This window comes from Dysgonomonas sp. HGC4 (assembly GCF_001261715.1).
Classification (GTDB): Bacteria; Bacteroidota; Bacteroidia; order Bacteroidales; family Dysgonomonadaceae; genus Dysgonomonas_A.
This window is the reverse complement of sequence record NZ_CVRU01000111.1, coordinates 67,805-85,546: the sequence shown is the minus strand read 5'-3', so window position 1 is coordinate 85,546 and position 17,742 is coordinate 67,805. Positions and strand designations below refer to the sequence as shown.

The window sequence follows — 17,742 nt, the reverse complement described above, 5'->3', positions numbered from 1 at the left end:
TCGGTTTACTGCTTAAATACTTTGAGTTGGTTCGGTGTTTGAGGAAGCCTGACTATCTTTATTCTCGTATTCTTTTATTTGTGGAATTACTTCCAATTCCTTTATGGCTAGTTTGTTGTATCCGTTGTTTATTGCAAAAATATTGAGTGTATCCAAAATCTTACGTCTCAGTTTATGAATAACCGTATAATTGTATAGAATAAAAGAGTTGATGATTTCACTTGCATTTCCGCTTAAATTTCCAGAACCCGAAATACCAGCTAGAGTAGGAGAGGATAGTCGGTGAGCTGATATGATTTTCTGAAAAATAACCTCATTTACATTGTTATACAAATCGGCATTTCCACTTGCAGAGAAAGGTGTAACATCGGGTTTAATATCCTGACTCTCGCCATATAATACAACAATAGAATTGGCACCGTTAGTTCCCGCAAAAGATGCCGTCATGTCTTTGTTGAATTGCTGTTTAGCCTCTTCACTCGGATTACTCGGAATTGTAATAATAACAGAGGGTGCAAAACCATTATTGATAGAATTACGGTAAAACCTACCTAAGAGTCCGTCAGCCTCCACATAATTGAGTGCCGAAAAGTAATGAGGTACAGGGTAATAATCGAGACTTGGTTCATAGTCCTTGTAGTAATATAAGTAAGGCACACCCTGTTGAAGCTCTTCCGAAGCGTATGCTTTTATCTGGTTTGGAGCATATTGTCCACTGGTTTTTCGCCAGTCATTAGAGATATAAAAGCTGAGAGGAATACCATATTCGTTAGTTTCGCCTACACGTATTTTACTGAAATCGGTATGAAATAAGCTTACATTCGCCCCGTTTTTGTTGAGTACAATCTGAAAACAAAAGCCACCAAAAGTAGTGTAGTCTTTGGCAATTTTTTCGATTAGCGTATCCCAGTCTTCATTGGTGTTGGGCTGACCGCAATATAGAGTGTCGTCTATGCCAGCTCCGCAGATGTAGGTAACCTTGTTCTCGATAATCGATTTATTAACAGCCGATTCGTTATTCAAATCAATAATGCGTTGAGGAAGATTGTTATCCTGTCCATAATTGATCCACCCTCGTGTATTACGAGTGAAGGTTGGATAAGTAGCAACGTTTGCCGACAGATTGATAACGGAATATCCCATTTGCTTTTTATTCTTCATGCTAAGATTATTTATGCTTTTTAGTATAGATAAAAGAATTAAAAACAGAGATAATGGTGTCAAAATATATTCGTCGATATGTGAACTAATGTATATGAATCAATAAAAACAAACTTTTTTTATTGATTCTAAAACTATCGTAATTGTGTCTATATCTATGTTTGGCTTACTTAATGATCTGTCAATTAAATAATTTCTGTCTATTTAGTGAACTTTTGCGCTTAATTAGTGTTTATAAAACACACATTCTTTGCATTCTTAATACACAAAATATGATAAAAAAAGCATTGTTTTTTTTAATTGCCGTTGCGTTGGCAATTAGCCCTGTTTTATCACAAGTTGGTATAAACACTGAGGATCCTCAAGCAAGTTTAGACGTTAATGGCGATCTTAAAGTTCGGACAGTTGTGGTCGATAATACATCTTCAAGCGTATTAGTACTCGATGGTAATAATGTAGTTCATCAAAATACAGCTTTGTTAGGACTTTCTACAAAGTCTTTTGTTGAAGCTACGGGAGCTACAGCCATCACATTATTGGATTTGGTTTTATTAAGTGGATGGAATAAGATCCCCTTCTCTACTGAAGAGTTTGATGAGCATAACGATTACAATAATACTACTACCTACGAATTTACTGCTCCACAAGCTGGAATATATAACATCTACGTTCAACTCGAAACTACGGGGGTGGTAACGGCGGGAGAAGTAGGCGTAGCCATCTTCAAGAAAGCTTTCGGAGCGAGTACTTATACCATGTTGGCACAAGAGTCGTATCTAAATGTTAGTATTAATGTGTTAGGTATTGGTGTTGGTGTTTCGCCCCCAACTCGTAATGTGCAGCGTTTAGTGAAGCTAGCAAAAGGAGATGTTATAACATTTGGAGCTAAAGTTCCTTTATTATCAGTAACTCTGGTTGGAGGTTCAAAATCATTCTTTACAATTGAACATGTAAAATAGGTTATTATAAACAATCAATCATTTTTGCACAACCACTTTTCTAAAAAGGATTTCTTCAATTTAGGTTTACAATGTTGTGTCGATTGACTAAAAAGGGCTGCCTATAAGTAGACAGCCCATTCTTATCTGATATTTTATGTAATTCTTATGAATTGATGTTTTTATCGAAGTGATCTAGCTTATCCTGCTCACCTGCAAGCCATAATATATCGCCCTCTTCTAAGATGGTATCTGCCGAAATATCGGTGATCGATTCATCATTCCGATCTATACCAATAATCATAGTGTCTGTTTTCTCTCTGATCTGAGAATCTTTAATCTTTTTGCCGATTAATGAACAGCCTTCTTCTAACTCAAATTGTGTGAGGCGAATCTGATATTGAGTATCGGTATGTTGTTCCAATCTCTTTTCTTCAAGGGTAGACATAAATGTTTGTAACTCTTCGTCGGTTCCTGCTACAATAAGTTTATCAAAGGGATAAATATACTCGTTAGGATCGGGTATGTTTATTTTGAGATCACCTCGTATGATACTAACAACATCCACTCCCGTAGTTTGTCTGAAATTGAGTTCTGCCAAAGTTTTACCTATGCGAGGCGAGTTTTGTGGAACTTCAATCTCTTCCAGATGGATATTCTTATTCAATAGATCGTTTTTTACTTGTTGATTGATGGTACCCTCTAAATCCTCAGCCAATTCTTTGTCGTTGAGGTTTTCAAGAAACTGTTTCTCCATTTTATTGGTTTGCTTTTTAAAGCCTTGAAAGAAAGTAATAGCTATGGCTATCACCACCGAGGTAACTAACAGAAGCCCCGTAGCTCTTGGGAACAAAGGTATAAGTACCATGAGGATAAGAGTTACGCAGAGTGCTATTCTCAACAGATTGAGAGCAATAAGTGCCCCTTTGTTGAAATGGTTGTCTTTCCACAATCTTTCGTGCTCTTCTGTTTTGCTATTATTCTTCATAATGGCACGCATAAACGGCCCCATAAGTAGGAGTGTTATTATTGCTGCAGTAATGCGCCCACCCAGATTGGGAATATAGCTCATTACAGGCCAGTATAATAATTCTCTACAAGTGAAAAATATAGCAAGCGATAATACAAAATAAATGGCTACTGTGGTGATTACTTTCTTAAGTAAAACATTCCAATCATTTTGTCTGTTGACAGTTTTGCGATTAGATGAGGCATAACCCGTAATCAACTTTTCCCATTTCGGAGGTATTCTTTTTTCAATAGCCTCATATACGGGGGTTGATACTTTGATGAAGTAGGGAGTCGTAAATGTAGTGACTACCGACACCGCTACTATTATAGGATAAATAAAGTTGCTGATAACACCCAGTTGCATACCGAGGGTAGCTATGATAAATGAGAATTCGCCAATCTGCGCCAAACTGAAACCTGCTTGTATAGATACTTTCATACCTTCACCCGAAGCTAGAACTCCGAGGGAGGCAAAGATTACACGCCCTACAAGAACTACTACGGTGAGGAGCAAAATGGGTATTGCGTATTCTATTACTATGCTTGGAACGATCATCATACCTACCGAAACAAAAAAGACTGCTCCAAACAGGTTTTTGATAGGTTCTATAAGATGCTCAATGTGTTTCGATTCTATGGTTTCTGCAAGTATCGATCCCATAATAAAGGCTCCTAGTGCTGCCGAGAAACCAACTGTATCGGCAAATAGTACCATACCGAGACATAATCCTACGGCTACAATAACCAGAGTTTCGTCATTCAGATGTTTCTTTAATTTCTTAAGGAAAGTAGGGATAAGGTAAATACCTACTACAAACCAAATCATCATAAAGAATACAAGCTTAAGCACGTTTTCGAGCAAGCCTGCACCTTCAATATCGCTGCTTCCTGCCACGGTTGATAGGAGTACCATCATGAGTATGGCAGCGAGATCTTCGACTATGAGCATCCCGAATACGATGTTTGCAAACTTTTTCTTTTGCAATTTCATATCGTTGAATGCCTTTATTATTATCGTGGTGGACGACATGGAGAGCATTCCTCCGAGGAATACACTTTCCATTTGAGTCCAACCCATCAATTGCCCAATGACATAACCGATGGCTATCATCGACCCCATATTTATGAGGGTGGCAATGGAGGCGGTTCCTCCGACATCGATGAGTTTCTTGAAACTAAATTCGAGTCCGAGAGCAAAGAGGAGGAATATAACTCCAATTTCTGCCCAGGTGCTTATATTTCCTATATCGGCTACCGATGGGAAAAGTACAAAGTGGGGACTTATCAAAAATCCGGCAACAATATAGCCTAGTACAACAGGCTGTTTTAAGAGTTTAAATAAAATAGTTACTATTCCGGCTGTAATCAGAATAAGAGCTAAATCACTTACTAATGGTGGAAGATGCGACATAGAGTTTTTATTTCTTTTTTGGCGTTTGTCTTTAAGTTAGACTGCTTTCAAGCAAATATAGTGAAAAAGGAGCAAAAAAACATAGATTCGGTGGCATAATGTTAATAAAAACACGAATTTCGATGAAATATACAGTATAAATATTATAGATATGTTATAGTTTACGTCTATTTGATTGTTTCTTCAGAATAAAATAAAAGAGATTTTTCTTTCAGTATAAATGTATTTTACAATCAAATACAAATACTAATATGTTTGTTTGTAACGATTTGCTTTCTTCGGATAATGTATCCACCGTTGAAAAATTAGGTTGATTTATCTGTTTTATTTTAGGCTGTTTTCTCTCTTTTTCCTTTGTTATAGTCTCTTTTTACTTAAAGGTTATGTTGTGTTTGTTTGTTAAAAAATACATTTGGATTATAGTTCTTTTAACTTAACTTCTTTGTTATATATTTGCCGCCTTAACACTCAATTATATACTTATTTAAACTGGATTTATAGATTATGAAAAGATTGAAAAATTTGAACATGTGGTTTGCTATGCTTCTTTTAGCAACTATCTCATTGTCGTTCAACAGTTGTGGAGATGATGACGACAAGGATAATGAAATCGCAACTAACCTTGCTAAAGAACTTGTAGGTACATACAGTGGCGAATCTGTGGATGTGGATCTTCTTTTTGAAGGTGCTTCTACAATAAAAGTAACAAGCGTAAGTGAGAATACTGTAAAAGTTGAATTTACAAGTCCTGCTGCATTAGTTTCAAGAGAAGCTATTACAATCAATCTGAAAGCATACGGCGAGGATATGATAGCTGCTACTGAAGGGTCTCTTACTCAGTTGCTTTATTCTAAGACCGAAAAAACAATGAGAATAGCTGGTACTAAGACAACTTTTGTTGGAACGAAAAACTAAGATATATTTTCATCTGAATAAAAAAGGATTCAACAGCAATGTTGAATCCTTTTTTGTATCTGTATGTTTTGGGTGTGAGAAGTCGCATTAATCCTCCATTACCTCCTCTCTTCAATTTCTTGTAAGACCAATTTATTAATATCGGTTTTAGCATCTCTCATAATATGTATTCTTGTTCCTCTCTCTCGAGCAAGGGGAGTTTTTATCTCATCAAAATACTCCACTGTTTCGAACAATGGTCTTTCTTTATCTCTATCCAGATCGTTATCCGTCAGATCGTGTACCATAATTATATTCTTTATTTCTTTACTCAAATCAAACCAGTTGATATAATCGGCATTAAAAGAAACTGCTTGATGAGTCTTATTCTTTGTATAGAAATTAAAAGCTCCCGCTTCTCCGTAATTACTGCATAAGATGAGGGTATGCTCTTTGTCTTGAATAGTATTTAAGGCACTGTCTACCTTGTGAGCCATTTCTTTCCACCCAAGCATATCCGAAAAATCCTGAGGTATGGGATGTTCTTTTCCATCTTCCCAACGAGGCTGCCCCATTTCCTTATATCGTTCTTCAAGCACCGATGGCGGTACATTGGGATAAAGGAAACTTAATGTAGGAATAAATAAAAGTATGGGAATAATAATAGCAACGGGTTGCAAATATCTTCTCCATCCCTTGCTGAGCAACACCGACAGATAAACCGAACCGAATGCGATAAGGATAGGATATAAGCCAATAGCATAATATCCTTTGGCTTTGAAGTATGTGAATACTACGAGTGTAAATAAAAATGACCAGAAGAAAACCTGATATTTACGGAAAGGTTCGTATATGAAAAATGCAGCAAAAGCAGCCAGAATTACAAAAAGAGAACCTAGAAAGAACATGATTTGTTCGCTTAGAAAAGTAAATCGGCTGGAGTTTTCTAATTGAGTTTTTGTAAGTTCTTCTAAATGCTTGAAAACAGGAAAATCGTTCTGGTATTGCCATATTAAATTGGGCAGAATCAATACCAATGCTAAAATTGCCGAAAAATAAAGATGCTTGTTGGTATATACTTTCCTTAATTCGGTAAGCAAGAGAGCAGGCAATAATCCCAATATTAGAAAAACAATATTGTATTTATTCAGAAAACCAATAGTAAACAGTATTGCCAGAGAATAGAGGTATTTATTCTCTTTAGTATTTATATATTTTAGAATAACAAAATAGCAAGAAGTCCAGATTAATATATCGAGCGAGTTAGGCTGATAAAGTGTATTGATGCGAAGGAGCGAAGAGAATAAAATGGCAGTGGCTCCCAATACCAATGCAAATAAATTGCCTTTGAGTTCTTCAATCGTTTTCCATACCACTGCTATGGTTAAAGCTCCAAAGAGAGCAGGGAAAAGTTTGACAACAAATTCGCTTTTGCCCAATAATAAAATAATAGAAGAAAGCCACGATGTAAGTGGTGGAACGGATGCATATCCCCAAGCTAGATGATATGCCTGATCGATGTGTAGATACTCATCTCTATGCAAATCGTATTCGGGACTAATGAGGAAATACTGAATGATAAATTTTGCAATGATAAATGCCCAAAATATACCGGTCTTTGTATTCATAGTTTGAAATAGATCGATTAGTTCTGTCTATATTTTTTTGTAAAGATATATAAAGGTCATTATAAATTTTACGCTGTAAATAATAAAAATAACAGCTCTTTGGTATAAATCCAAAGAGCTGTTGTCTTTTATAGTTAATTGCTTAGAATCAATTATGTTATCTTAGCTTATCTGCTGTGAAAGTATCCATATCATCATAATCAAGATTCTCGCCACACATAGCCCATATAAAGGTATAGTTGCTTGTGCCTGCTGCCGAGTGAATAGACCACGATGGAGAGATAACCGCTTGCTCGTTAGCCATAAAAATATGACGAGTTTCCTGAGGCTGTCCCATAAAATGACATACTGCTTGTTGTTCAGGTACTTTGAAGTAGAAATATGCTTCCATACGACGCGAGTGTGTGTGAGGAGGCATGGTGTTCCATACGCTACCTTCTTTGATCTCGGTCATACCCATTTGCAATTGACAGCAAGGTACTATTTCGCTTAGAATAATTTGGTTCAACAGACGTTCGTTAGAAGTTGCTTTAACTCCTAAGTCTCTTGTACGACGCATTTCGGATGTAATTTGCGCAGTAGGATATGCTTTGTGTGCAGGCGATGATGCAAAGTAAAATTTAGCAGGTTTACTGCTATCGTTACTTTTGAAGATAACTTCTTTTGAACCACGACCTACATAAACAGCGTCTTTAAATGCTAACTTATATTCAGTACCATCTACCGTAACAGAGCCTTCGCCTTCGATACAGATGATACCCAATTCGCGACGTTCACAGAAATACTCTGAGCGGATCAAATCAACAGTCTCCAACTTCAATGCTTCTTTTACAGGTAGTGCACCACCAATAATCAGACGGTCGTTGTGAGTATAAGTCATCAATACCGAATCAGCATCGAAAAGCTTTTCAACTAAAAATTCTTTACGCAACTGTGCTGTGTCATATTTTTTGACATCATCAGGATGCGTCCCCCAGCGTTCTTCTATACTTGTTTTCATTTTAATTAATTATAATAGAGTTAATAAATTATGCTGTTTTTCTACGTGCTAAGATAGCAAAAAATATCCAATTTGTATATCACACTTTACAAATTAGCGAATGTTGTGATTGGCTAAGAGGTGCAGAAACCAGCTTTTATAGTTAAGGTATTAGTAAACATAAAGAATAAAATAAGAGGTAAAACCTTTGCGGATATTACCTCTTATTTGGTATTTGTAGAATGAGATATTTAATATTTCAATCCCGCTTTAGATGCTGCATCTTTAGTGCTCGATACGGGTATCAAGGTAAATGCCCAGTCGTAATCTTCATCCGAATAGATAGTAGCTTCGGGTATTGGGCGCGATCCCCAACTGTCGTAACCGGCTACACCTTGTTGCTTAAAGTCTACACAAATCTCAACAAAGTCACGAGGCGTAATGTCGTTGATGTGTGTATGCTTAGGCAAAATATTGCGGGCTTTCTTCATATCTTTGTTTGCAATTTCTGCTGCTGAGAAATTGTTCCATTGGTATTCAGCATCAGCTTCTTCCGAATCGAAATCTTCTACCGAGTTTCTCAGTGCATTGAATCCGATTGTTTTTTCTGCCTGAATCAGTAACCCCTTGCCAGTGCTTTGGGTAGCAGTTAACCAACGGGTATCGGTATGATGTCCGTTTTCCTGTGGACGTACGTAAGGATAGTATAGGTCTTCTGCTGTTGCTTTATACTGCCCTACCATTGTACCCATGAAACGATCCACATAGTTTTCCTCAGGTCCGCGTCCAAAATATTCGATGTTATTCATTCCCACCGGAACTCTGAATCTTACACCTATACGTGGCACTTCCAATACATTGTTCTTGGCTTTAGCTTCTGCTTTGGCTTTAGGTGTATAAGTTGCCATTTCTTCGGCTTCCGATTTAGCAACGCTTGCTTCTTTAGCCTCTTTGAGTGCTGTAAAGCGAGACGATATATTGACTACACCCGATGGATAAATCTTATAATCGATTATATAGTGGTTTCCTGCTGCAAGTAGATAATCTACACTTAGCAATACATTATCACCCTCTTTGCTCGTTTTAAGATCTGCAATCTTGAAATCTTTGCTCGATTCTTTCCATATCTGTAAACGACTTGGCGCTCTGTTGCCATAATCGTTGTCGGTAGGTGCTCTCCAGAAGTTAGGCTGAATACCAAAACCATCTTTGAAATACTCCTGACCATCTACTTTGTATGAAGTTACAATGCCTTTCGATCTGTCTAAAGTAAAATTCACCTTAGAAGACGAAACAGTAACAAGTCCGCTTTGCTCAGCAATATTCAAAGCAGGAGCATTAGGCGATTTGTATTCTTTCTTGTCGGCTGCAATAGGTAGTTGAAACTGATCGTAAGCTATGATATGACCTACGGGAATAAGAGGTTCGGGTACTTTGGTTGTTACCTCAAAATTAACGAAGTATTCAATGCCGGCTTCAGGTTTTAGACCCGTCACCGGAATGTTTACCGTCTTAGAAGTCTGCGGAGCAAGCGATAAAGGAAGATTGCCTTCTTTTATAGAAGTACCGTTTTTATAGATTCTATACTTGATCTGATATTTAGATAGATCGGTAAAATAGAATCTGTTGGTAACTTTTACTGTACCTGCCGACAAGTCTACTGCTTCGAATGCTATATTCTGAAGGTTGTATTTCACTTCTGCCATAGCAGGGTGAGGGCGTTGATCGGGACCTATCAGTCCGTCAGCCACAAAGTTTCCGTCCGAAGGCATATTTTTTCCATAATCGCCACCATAAGTCCAGTAAGGTTTACCATCCTTGTCGTAAGCCAACAAAGCATGATCTATCCATTCCCATACATAGCCGCCTTGTAAGTTCGGATATTTGTAGATAGCATTCCATTGTCCGTGGAAATCGCCTGTCGAATTACCCATTGCATGAGCATATTCCGATGGTACTACGGGGCGGTCGCTACCTTCTTTACCTATCTCCTCTAACCATGCAGCCGAAGGATATTGAGGTACATACATATCGGTATTCCATTCCCACAATGCACGTTCGTAACATACGGGACGGTTCATCAAATCCTTGTCATGCTCCTTTACCCACAGATAGGTTTGATAGAAGTTGTATCCGTTTCCGGCTTCGTTTCCTAACGACCAGATGGTTACCGATGGATAGTTTTTGTTTCTTTCGAACATGTTTTCGGTTCTGTATATGTGATTAGCCAACCAATCGGGATTGTTACCCAACGATTTGCCTTTGCTCAGATTGTAGTACATACCATGCGACTCTATATTTGCCTCATCGTATACGTACAAACCAAATTCGTCGCACATTTCGTAGAATTTACGATCTTGAGGATAATGGCTCAAACGAACTGTGTTGATGTTGTTTAGCTTCATCAATTCGAAGTTCTTACGCATTTCTTCGGGTGTAACATAGTGTCCTGTGTATTGGCTGACTTCGTGAATATTAGTTCCCTTTAGTTTGATGGGCTGTCCGTTTACATAGAAAAGGTTTTGTTTTTTACCATTCACTATATAATCACTTTCTTTGATTTCGATCTTGCGGAATCCAACTTGAAAGGGTACAACCTCAGCTGTTTGGTTTCCTTTCTGAACAGTCATAACCAGTTTGTATAGATTAGGATATTCAGAAGTCCAAGTAGCCACATTATTCAGAATTGCATCAAAGTTGGCAGTCTTCATACTGTTGGCATCTATGTTTAAGGTGCTTGATGAGGTTGCCACAATTTTGCCTTTATCGTCAATCAGTTCGTAGCTAATATTTACGGGCGATGCAGCCGAACTTGTGTTCTTCACATCAATACCCAGTTTGAATATTCCGTTCTTGTAACTGTCGTCTAATGTAGATACTACTCTGAAATCGTTTACCGCTGTTTTGGGTTGCGACCATAAGAATACATCTCTTTCTATACCACTGATACGCCAGAAATCCTGACACTCAAGATACGAGCCTGTACTCCATCTGAAAATCTTGATCGCTAATGAGTTCTTGCCGGGTTGAACATACTTGTTCAGAAGAAATTCAGCAGGGTTCTTCGAATCCTCGCTGTAACCTATTTCTTTCCCGTTGATATATACATATACCCCCGATTTTGCTCCGGCAATGTGCAGGTAAATATCTCTGTCCATCCAATCGGCAGGAATGTTTATATCACGGCGATATACACCCACCTCATTATCATCCGGCAAAAGCGGAGGGGTAGGGTTGCGAGGTTGAAACTCGTATCCGTGATTTATATAAATAGGTAGTCCAAAGCCTTGTACTTCCCAGTTGCCCGGAACTTTTATGTCGCTCCAAGTTGAGGTATTGGTGTTGGCATCCGTTACATTGGCAGGTAGTTTTTTGTAAGTGTCGGCATAGTAAAATTTCCAAGTACCGTTCAGTAGCTCGTAGTATTTACTGCTTTCGTATTTTCCCGTTAAAGCTTCGGCTTTGCTGTCGTACGACATAAAGCTCGTTCGTGGTTTTTCTTTGTTTACCGACAAAACATTCATGTCACGCCAGAAAGGAAGTTTCTCCTGAGCTCCTAACGACATCCCCACTGCCAGTATACAGCATATGGAAAATAGTTTTTTTATCATGTCTTATTTTAATTATTATATGAATGAGTAATATTGAGATTCTTTTTTGAATATAAGGATAGAGTTTTGCTCTATCCTTATTGCTATTCAATTATAAGATCTGAGTCTTTAGTCTTTCAACTTTTTATATCTGGTCAAAGCTTCTAAGAAATAATAATCGGCATAGGTAAGAGGCACATCAATTTCGTTTTTGTGAGGAATACTTCCTACACTGTGCATCAAAATGAAGTTGCCATTTCTACCCAATGTTGCTCTGTAATTGGGTGATGCTAAGCTTTTCAACATCTTTGTTGCCGAATCGATATAGGCTTTGTTATTTGTGAGCTGACCCAATTCAAACAATCCCGAACATACTACTGCCGCAGCCGAAGCATCTCTTAGTTTCTCTTTGAATTCTACTGCATACGATTTTCCTTCAGGTGTAAAACCTTCTTGTCCCACATTGAAATCCCAAAGAGGTACAAGATCTTCGGGTAAGTTCTTCAAATAAAAGTCTGTTGCTTTGATAGCTGCATTAAGATAGGAAGAGTCTTTTGTTTCGCGATACATCATTGTATAGCCATAAATAGCCCAAGCTTGTCCGCGCGACCAAGTTGAATTGTCGCTGTAACCCTGACAAGTTGCCTGATCTTTTACTACTCCCGTTATAGTATCGTAATCTACCACGTGATAGGTACTGAAATCGTCTCTGAAATGATTCTTCAATGTTGTGTTGGCATGGCTCACTGCAATATCGTAGTAACGTTTGTCGCCACTCACTTTAGAAGCATAAAACAACATTTCCAGATTCATCATATTATCTATAATAACAGGATAGAACCATTCGGTAGTATCGTTCCAAGCCTTGCGATAATTCCACGATTTTATACATTTGGTAACATCGCTATAACGTGACGATAACGATTGTGCACTCTGAATCAAAATATCTTTGTATTCGGGTTTAGGAGCCAAACGTTCGGCATTTCCATAACTGCAATACATCATAAAACCCAAATCGTGATGACCTGTAAAAGTTTTAAGAGGCTCTAGGCTTTCAGTCCATTTTGCAGCCTGATTGCGCCATGTGCTGTCGCCCGTAAGTTCGTACAGATACCAAAGCGATCCGGGGAAGAAGCCGGGAGTCCAGTCATACATATTGGTGACTACCAATTTGCCTTCGGGATCGAGCGTACGAGGATAGTTTTTGCCTGTTGGCTCACCCACACTTTCGAGCATCTTAAGAGTTTGGGCAGATGCAAATGCTACATTCTGATCGATAAATTCGGCTTTTACTTTTTCCGCCTTCGGGGTACATGAGAAAGCCATTATTCCCACAATGGAAAGTGGCAGGAGTTTGTTTTTGAAAATTTTCATAGTTATTAAGTATTGAGGTAATATTTATAGATGTATTTTATAATTGTCTTTGTATGTTATGATTAATGATATTGTAAGTAGAACTTTCTACTTTATTTTTTAATTGATTCATGGTAATCCTTCGGGAACGATTTTCCACTCCAAGCCCTTTTAGAAGTCCATTCCTCAGCAGGAGCAGTCCAGAAAGGAGCATCGGCAGGTAATCCCAAAGGTAAAAATACCAATGAGGTAAGGTATAAGCTTCCGTTGTTGGTATAGTAATCAGCCAATTCGGGTTGATGCCCAACGAAACCTAATTGAAGAAAGTCGTCTTTTCCGAAGTTGCCTTCAACCGAAAACATGTTTTTCATCACCGTTGTCAATGCACTTCGTACCTGCCCATTGGTGAGGGTTTTAGGTAATCCGTATTTCCATACAGCCAGAGCCAGTGGCTGAAACGATCCCATACGATAGGTCATAGAACGACCTACGGCAGGAAATGTTCCTTCTGGAGAAATCAACCTTTCTATCAATTGATTGTAACGTTGCATACGTCTGATTGCCAAATCGGAACTGATAGCGGTGTACATTTTCTTGCTTTCCAATATCTCGGTTATTTCCACCAACATCGGGTGCATCACATAGCCATTGTAATAGTCGAGCGAATACTCAGGACCATCCGAATACCATCCGTCTCCCAAATACCATTCTTCCATCTTTTGTACAGCCAATCGCAATGCAAAACCATCGGCATCTTCATCTATGCTAACCAAAAAGGCTTCTATTATACCTCTGAACAGTATCCAATTATTGTAAGGAGGTTGTATGGTGCGAAGGCTTTTAAATTCTTTGATGTATCTATCTTTAGTAGTCTGATCTAAAGGCTCCCACAGCGTTTTAGGCGCACGTATAAAGCTTGTAGCTATATAAGCCGCATCAACAAGTGCTTGGCTGGGACCTTTCCATCCCAAATAATCGGGACTGCTGGGATCAACCGAATGCGCATAGCTTTTGAGTGCCCACTCGCGTAATTGTTTTCTTTGTTTACCTTCGGTGGTATTGTCGTCAGGCAGATTCAGCCAAGGTGCTACTCCCGCCATTAAGCGTCCGAATGCCTCCATGTAAGTAACGCTGATGTCTCTTTTATCCCATTGAGGGCTTAGCTCAACGGTCATGTTTTTTTTGAGTTCGCCTTTGCTCATATTGCTCAATACAGGAGCCGAAATTTTGTAGCAGAGGTTTGCCCAATAGGCTCGATCCGATTCGGGAGATGTGTCTTTTTTCTGAGCGTAGGTTGTAAAGCTCAGCAAAAAGCATAGTGTTAAAATGCAGTTTTTCATCGTATAAGTATTATTTGAGGTTTAATAAAATATAATGCTGTTACTGTTTAGGTTTGCGCAAATAATGTGAAAAACAGCTACAATCTTTCACAAAGATATAATCTGGCATAGACTAAACAAAAATAAAAAATACATGACTTAAATTTATATGTTTTTCATTAAAGGGGATATCCTTTTGCAATATAAGAAATAGGGGTGATAATATATTGATATTTAATCTATTTTTAAAGCTTTTTTGCTTTTGATATTCGGGGTAGCGGCAATAGAATGAGAAAAATGAAAGTCTGACCTTAATACTGGCTGAAAAAACAAATAATTCTGATTCAATTTTGTTTCTTTGTTTCCTTATTCCGAAAACTGATTTTTATGTTTATACGACTATTTGCATTGTTCTTTATTTTGCTCAGTGGCAGTGTTTCGATGCATTCGCAAGGTATAACTGATTGTAGTACTTGCAGTACAACCCTTTTGAAAGCTCAGGATATAGATACTTTGAGTGTGGATGAGCTTCGGTTGTTTACCAATGAAATTTATGCCCGTAAGGGATATAAGTTTTCGAATGAGCGCTATCAAGATTATTTTCAGGGGTTTGAGTGGTACAAGCCTTTAGCAGACAATAGTCTGGTGAAGTTATCTACTGTTGAGGAGCAAAATGTAAAGTTGTTGCAAGATCGTCGCAAGGCTCGTGAAGATGAAAGGCTGGTTATTCTTACTTACTTTAAAGGGTTTAAACAGTTGGCTGTAAACGGAAATGATGCTGAGTTGAAGAGAATCTTCGTAAGTTCACCTTATGCCGAAGAGGCATCGATAGACTATTTAAAAGCGGTACTTGTACGTATGAATTTTGATGATGTCAATTGGTACAAAAACAATGCTTTACACAGAGTGGAAGTAGACAATGGGTATGTGAAGATGCGCTATTCTTTTTCCGTATCTAGTGAAGGTATTACTTTAGAATACAATTATATGGCACATTCTGATCTTATGGAAGACTTTGGAACGATATTCTCCGATTACATGTCAGAAGAAGAGTATGCCGTTTGGTGGGTCTTTTCTTATGAGAATGGTAAAGTTGTTTTTAAGAATATCGGAATGGCTGGTTGATAAGGTCTAAGAGCTTTCAGTTACTTAATTTCTAACAATAGTATTTACAATGGATATTATAAATGGTTTCTTATCGTTTTTTGTACCTCTCTTTTTAGTATTGGTCTACTATTGGTACATTACTATACCTCTGATTGCTATAGCAATATTTGGTTACATAAAGACAAAGAATGAAGGTTTGAAACGTGCGATTCGTATTTTTTTCGCATTCCTTATACTTTCGGTAGTCGGTATTCTTGCAATGTTAATTAACAATGGCTGAAAATACATTTACTTGAAGGGCATTTGCTACGTTTCCCAATGAAAGCAAACAAATATCTTTAGAACCTTCACAACTATAAAAAGGTCTTAGACCTTTATTGCTGATAACTTTCTCGCGATTCTTGTATAACCTCCGTATTTTTTAGTGCCCAGTTTACTAATCCTCTCAACGGCTCTAATAAACTATATCCCAGATCGGTCAATTGATACTCTACACGAGGAGGTACTTCCGGGAAAACTTGTCGGCTCACCAAACCGTCAGCTTCCAGCGAACGAAGCGTAACAGTAAGCATTCGTTGCGAAATATCAGGTATCGATTTGTGAATCTCTCCAAATCTCATCTTCGGATTCTGGCTGAGGGTGTATATAACCAATAGAGACCACTTGTCGCTAAGGCTCGCAATTATATCGCGAATAGGACAAATACCTTCTATTATATTATTTACTATTTTTTCTTCACTCATAAGTATCTCTTTCTCTGTATTAGTTATCTCCATGTAAGTATCTTATTATCATGTGCCTTCTTGTTTATATAGATCTTCATGTCTATATTTACATGCACAAAAGTAATAAAGTTCTTAAAAGTAACTATTGTCAAATTTTAAAAATATAATCTTATGGGAAAAAAAGTAGCTGTAATAGCATTTAGTCCGGTAAACGGAATGGGTTTATTTCAATACTTGGAGGCATTCTTCGAAAACAAAATTCAATACAAAACATTTGCTATTGATAGCACCAAAGAAATCAAAACCAATTCGGGTATAACTATTACTTTGGATGATGTAATCGCAAACCTCAAAGGTCACGAATCGGAATACGATGCACTCGTTTTCTCTTGCGGTGATGCTATGATGACGTTTGGGGACAATGCTGACAAACAATATTATAAAGATATGTTTGAGGTTTTGAAAAAATTCAACGATCAGGGAAAACTTATCGCAGGACATTGTGCTGCTGCCGTAATCTTCGAAAAAGCAGGAATCACAGCAGGCAAAAAAGTAGCTGTACATCCTTATGGAAAGCCAGCCATTCAGAGCGGTGTTGCTACAGATGATAAAGCAACGGTAGATCAAAATCTATATACTGCTCAATGCGAAGGTTCTATCTGGGAACTTATGCCTCAGCTTTTGGCTGCATTGAAGTAATACTGATAAGGCTCATCGAGAAAGGCTTTTGATTCGGAATCTCTGAATCAGAGCCTTTTTTGTTTGATTTGATAATAGAGGTTTTCTATTTACGCTATATTCTGTTCTAATAATTAATTATATTTTTGTAGTTGAATAATTTGATTGGCTATGACTAAGAAAGAATATAGAGAGACGTTTGACGAAGAGGAGGCAGTAGGCTGGTTGGCTATAGATAAAAAGGTGGAGGAAGTTTACGGTACTCAAAATCCTCGTCATTATGCATCTGTGCTGCGTTATGTACTCGGAGGAAATGATCCTTTGGATGGAACAAGTATCTACGATTCTGAGAAGCAAGAATTTCACCGTCATTTTGTGAGTTATGGAATGTCGGAGTTGTATTATAACGAAGATGCGGTAGAAAGCGAATTCAGCAGATGGGGATTCGAGTTTACTTTCCGTTTGAAACCTTTCGAGGAAGACGAAGAAGATCCCGTATGGATTATTGAGGTCATGAATAATTTGGCTCGATATGTATTCGAAAGTGGAAATTGGTTTGACGAGAATCACTTTGTTCCTGCTAACGGACCTATTCGCACCAATACTAAGGCTGAAATAGATATAGTAGGTGTGGCATTTGCTTTAGACCCTGAGTTGGGAACAATAAGTACACCTAACGGTAAAGTCTCGTTCTTGCAGATGGTGGGTATAACCTCTGCCGAGCTTGAACGATTAAAAGCTAATCCTACAAAAACAGAGGTTAAAGCTTTGTTGGATGAGCTTAGAAAAGACAATCCTCTATTGATTACTGATCTTACCCGTAAGTAATGTCTCATATCTATAGATACACATTTATCTAACTAAGAAGAAACAAATATAATATAGAGAAGGCGGCAATTGATGTTATAATCATTGTCGTCTTTCTTGCTTTTATGAAAAAAAATGGAA

Annotated in this window: 14 protein-coding genes; 6 read left to right on the top strand and 8 right to left on the bottom strand. The window is 37.9% G+C overall.

Features of this window, described 5'->3' with window-relative positions:
* Window positions 1-12: 12 nt before the first annotated feature.
* Window positions 13-1,161, bottom strand: coding sequence for a phage portal family protein (locus tag HGC4_RS11465; RefSeq protein ID WP_050710274.1), 1,149 nt, complete (start codon window positions 1,159-1,161; stop codon window positions 13-15).
* 272 nt (window positions 1,162-1,433) lie between these two features.
* On the opposite strand from HGC4_RS11465, the gene HGC4_RS11460 reads away from it, so the two are divergent.
* Window positions 1,434-2,120 (top strand): hypothetical protein, encoded by a 687-nt coding sequence (locus HGC4_RS11460; RefSeq protein ID WP_050710273.1) that lies wholly within the window; start codon window positions 1,434-1,436, stop codon window positions 2,118-2,120.
* Between the two features lie 145 nt (window positions 2,121-2,265).
* Here HGC4_RS11460 and HGC4_RS11455 read toward each other — a convergent pair whose 3' ends face one another.
* Window positions 2,266-4,521 carry a monovalent cation:proton antiporter family protein gene (locus HGC4_RS11455; protein WP_050710272.1) on the bottom strand — a complete coding sequence of 752 codons (2,256 nt, stop codon included), beginning with the start codon at window positions 4,519-4,521 and terminating at the stop codon, window positions 2,266-2,268.
* Window positions 4,522-5,025: 504 nt separating this feature from the next.
* On the opposite strand from HGC4_RS11455, the gene HGC4_RS11450 reads away from it, so the two are divergent.
* The gene (locus HGC4_RS11450; RefSeq protein ID WP_157258246.1) at window positions 5,026-5,436 is read left to right on the top strand and encodes a hypothetical protein; all 411 of its coding nucleotides are present in this window, start codon (window positions 5,026-5,028) and stop codon (window positions 5,434-5,436) included.
* Window positions 5,437-5,534: 98 nt separating this feature from the next.
* On the opposite strand, the gene HGC4_RS11445 is transcribed toward HGC4_RS11450, so the two are convergent.
* The 5 genes from HGC4_RS11445 to HGC4_RS11425 form a co-directional block, all read right to left on the bottom strand.
* Window positions 5,535-7,043 carry a glycosyltransferase family 39 protein gene (locus HGC4_RS11445; protein ID WP_050710270.1) on the bottom strand — a complete coding sequence of 503 codons (1,509 nt, stop codon included), beginning with the start codon at window positions 7,041-7,043 and terminating at the stop codon, window positions 5,535-5,537.
* A 157-nt stretch (window positions 7,044-7,200) separates the two neighbouring features.
* Window positions 7,201-8,043 (bottom strand): 5-dehydro-4-deoxy-D-glucuronate isomerase, encoded by an 843-nt coding sequence (gene kduI / locus HGC4_RS11440; protein WP_050710269.1) that lies wholly within the window; start codon window positions 8,041-8,043, stop codon window positions 7,201-7,203.
* Between the two features lie 230 nt (window positions 8,044-8,273).
* Window positions 8,274-11,588: a glycoside hydrolase family 2 TIM barrel-domain containing protein gene (locus HGC4_RS11435; RefSeq protein ID WP_082204158.1), complete on the bottom strand. Its 3,315-nt coding sequence runs from the start codon at window positions 11,586-11,588 to the stop codon at window positions 8,274-8,276.
* A gap of 153 nt (window positions 11,589-11,741) precedes the next feature.
* On the bottom strand, window positions 11,742-12,986 hold the full coding sequence (locus HGC4_RS11430; protein ID WP_050710267.1) for a glycoside hydrolase family 88 protein: 1,245 nt from the start codon (window positions 12,984-12,986) through the stop codon (window positions 11,742-11,744).
* A 92-nt stretch (window positions 12,987-13,078) separates the two neighbouring features.
* Window positions 13,079-14,305, bottom strand: coding sequence for a DUF2264 domain-containing protein (locus HGC4_RS11425; RefSeq protein WP_050710266.1), 1,227 nt, complete (start codon window positions 14,303-14,305; stop codon window positions 13,079-13,081).
* Between the two features lie 366 nt (window positions 14,306-14,671).
* Here HGC4_RS11425 and HGC4_RS11420 point away from each other — a divergent pair, with 366 nt between their 5' ends.
* Both HGC4_RS11420 and HGC4_RS11415 read left to right on the top strand, forming a co-directional pair.
* Window positions 14,672-15,409 (top strand): YARHG domain-containing protein, encoded by a 738-nt coding sequence (locus HGC4_RS11420; protein WP_050710265.1) that lies wholly within the window; start codon window positions 14,672-14,674, stop codon window positions 15,407-15,409.
* 49 nt (window positions 15,410-15,458) lie between these two features.
* A complete protein-coding gene (locus HGC4_RS11415; RefSeq protein WP_050710264.1) occupies window positions 15,459-15,671 on the top strand; it encodes a hypothetical protein in 213 nt (70 codons plus the stop codon).
* Between the two features lie 94 nt (window positions 15,672-15,765).
* Here the strand turns inward: HGC4_RS11415 and HGC4_RS11410 are convergent, their stop codons facing one another.
* Window positions 15,766-16,134: a winged helix-turn-helix transcriptional regulator gene (locus tag HGC4_RS11410; RefSeq protein WP_050710295.1), complete on the bottom strand. Its 369-nt coding sequence runs from the start codon at window positions 16,132-16,134 to the stop codon at window positions 15,766-15,768.
* A gap of 153 nt (window positions 16,135-16,287) precedes the next feature.
* Between HGC4_RS11410 and HGC4_RS11405 the strand changes: the two genes are divergently transcribed.
* Both HGC4_RS11405 and HGC4_RS11400 read left to right on the top strand, forming a co-directional pair.
* A complete protein-coding gene (locus HGC4_RS11405; protein ID WP_050710263.1) occupies window positions 16,288-16,815 on the top strand; it encodes a DJ-1/PfpI family protein in 528 nt (175 codons plus the stop codon).
* A 150-nt stretch (window positions 16,816-16,965) separates the two neighbouring features.
* Window positions 16,966-17,622 (top strand): suppressor of fused domain protein, encoded by a 657-nt coding sequence (locus HGC4_RS11400; protein ID WP_050710262.1) that lies wholly within the window; start codon window positions 16,966-16,968, stop codon window positions 17,620-17,622.
* Window positions 17,623-17,742: the final 120 nt, after the last annotated feature.

Bases quoted from the DNA above. Each gene is read 5' to 3' on its own strand.
- HGC4_RS11465 (WP_050710274.1), bottom strand. From the start codon at position 1,161: ATGAAGAATAAAAAGCAAATGGGATATTCCGTTATCAATCTGTCGGCA.
- HGC4_RS11460 (WP_050710273.1), top strand. From the start codon at position 1,434: ATGATAAAAAAAGCATTGTTTTTTTTAATTGCCGTTGCGTTGGCAATT.
- HGC4_RS11455 (WP_050710272.1), bottom strand. From the start codon at position 4,521: ATGTCGCATCTTCCACCATTAGTAAGTGATTTAGCTCTTATTCTGATT.
- HGC4_RS11450 (WP_157258246.1), top strand. From the start codon at position 5,026: ATGAAAAGATTGAAAAATTTGAACATGTGGTTTGCTATGCTTCTTTTA.
- HGC4_RS11445 (WP_050710270.1), bottom strand. From the start codon at position 7,043: ATGAATACAAAGACCGGTATATTTTGGGCATTTATCATTGCAAAATTT.
- kduI (WP_050710269.1), bottom strand. From the start codon at position 8,043: ATGAAAACAAGTATAGAAGAACGCTGGGGGACGCATCCTGATGATGTC.
- HGC4_RS11435 (WP_082204158.1), bottom strand. From the start codon at position 11,588: ATGTCGTTAGGAGCTCAGGAGAAACTTCCTTTCTGGCGTGACATGAAT.
- HGC4_RS11430 (WP_050710267.1), bottom strand. From the start codon at position 12,986: ATGAAAATTTTCAAAAACAAACTCCTGCCACTTTCCATTGTGGGAATA.
- HGC4_RS11425 (WP_050710266.1), bottom strand. From the start codon at position 14,305: ATGAAAAACTGCATTTTAACACTATGCTTTTTGCTGAGCTTTACAACC.
- HGC4_RS11420 (WP_050710265.1), top strand. From the start codon at position 14,672: ATGTTTATACGACTATTTGCATTGTTCTTTATTTTGCTCAGTGGCAGT.
- HGC4_RS11415 (WP_050710264.1), top strand. From the start codon at position 15,459: ATGGATATTATAAATGGTTTCTTATCGTTTTTTGTACCTCTCTTTTTA.
- HGC4_RS11410 (WP_050710295.1), bottom strand. From the start codon at position 16,134: ATGAGTGAAGAAAAAATAGTAAATAATATAATAGAAGGTATTTGTCCT.
- HGC4_RS11405 (WP_050710263.1), top strand. From the start codon at position 16,288: ATGGGAAAAAAAGTAGCTGTAATAGCATTTAGTCCGGTAAACGGAATG.
- HGC4_RS11400 (WP_050710262.1), top strand. From the start codon at position 16,966: ATGACTAAGAAAGAATATAGAGAGACGTTTGACGAAGAGGAGGCAGTA.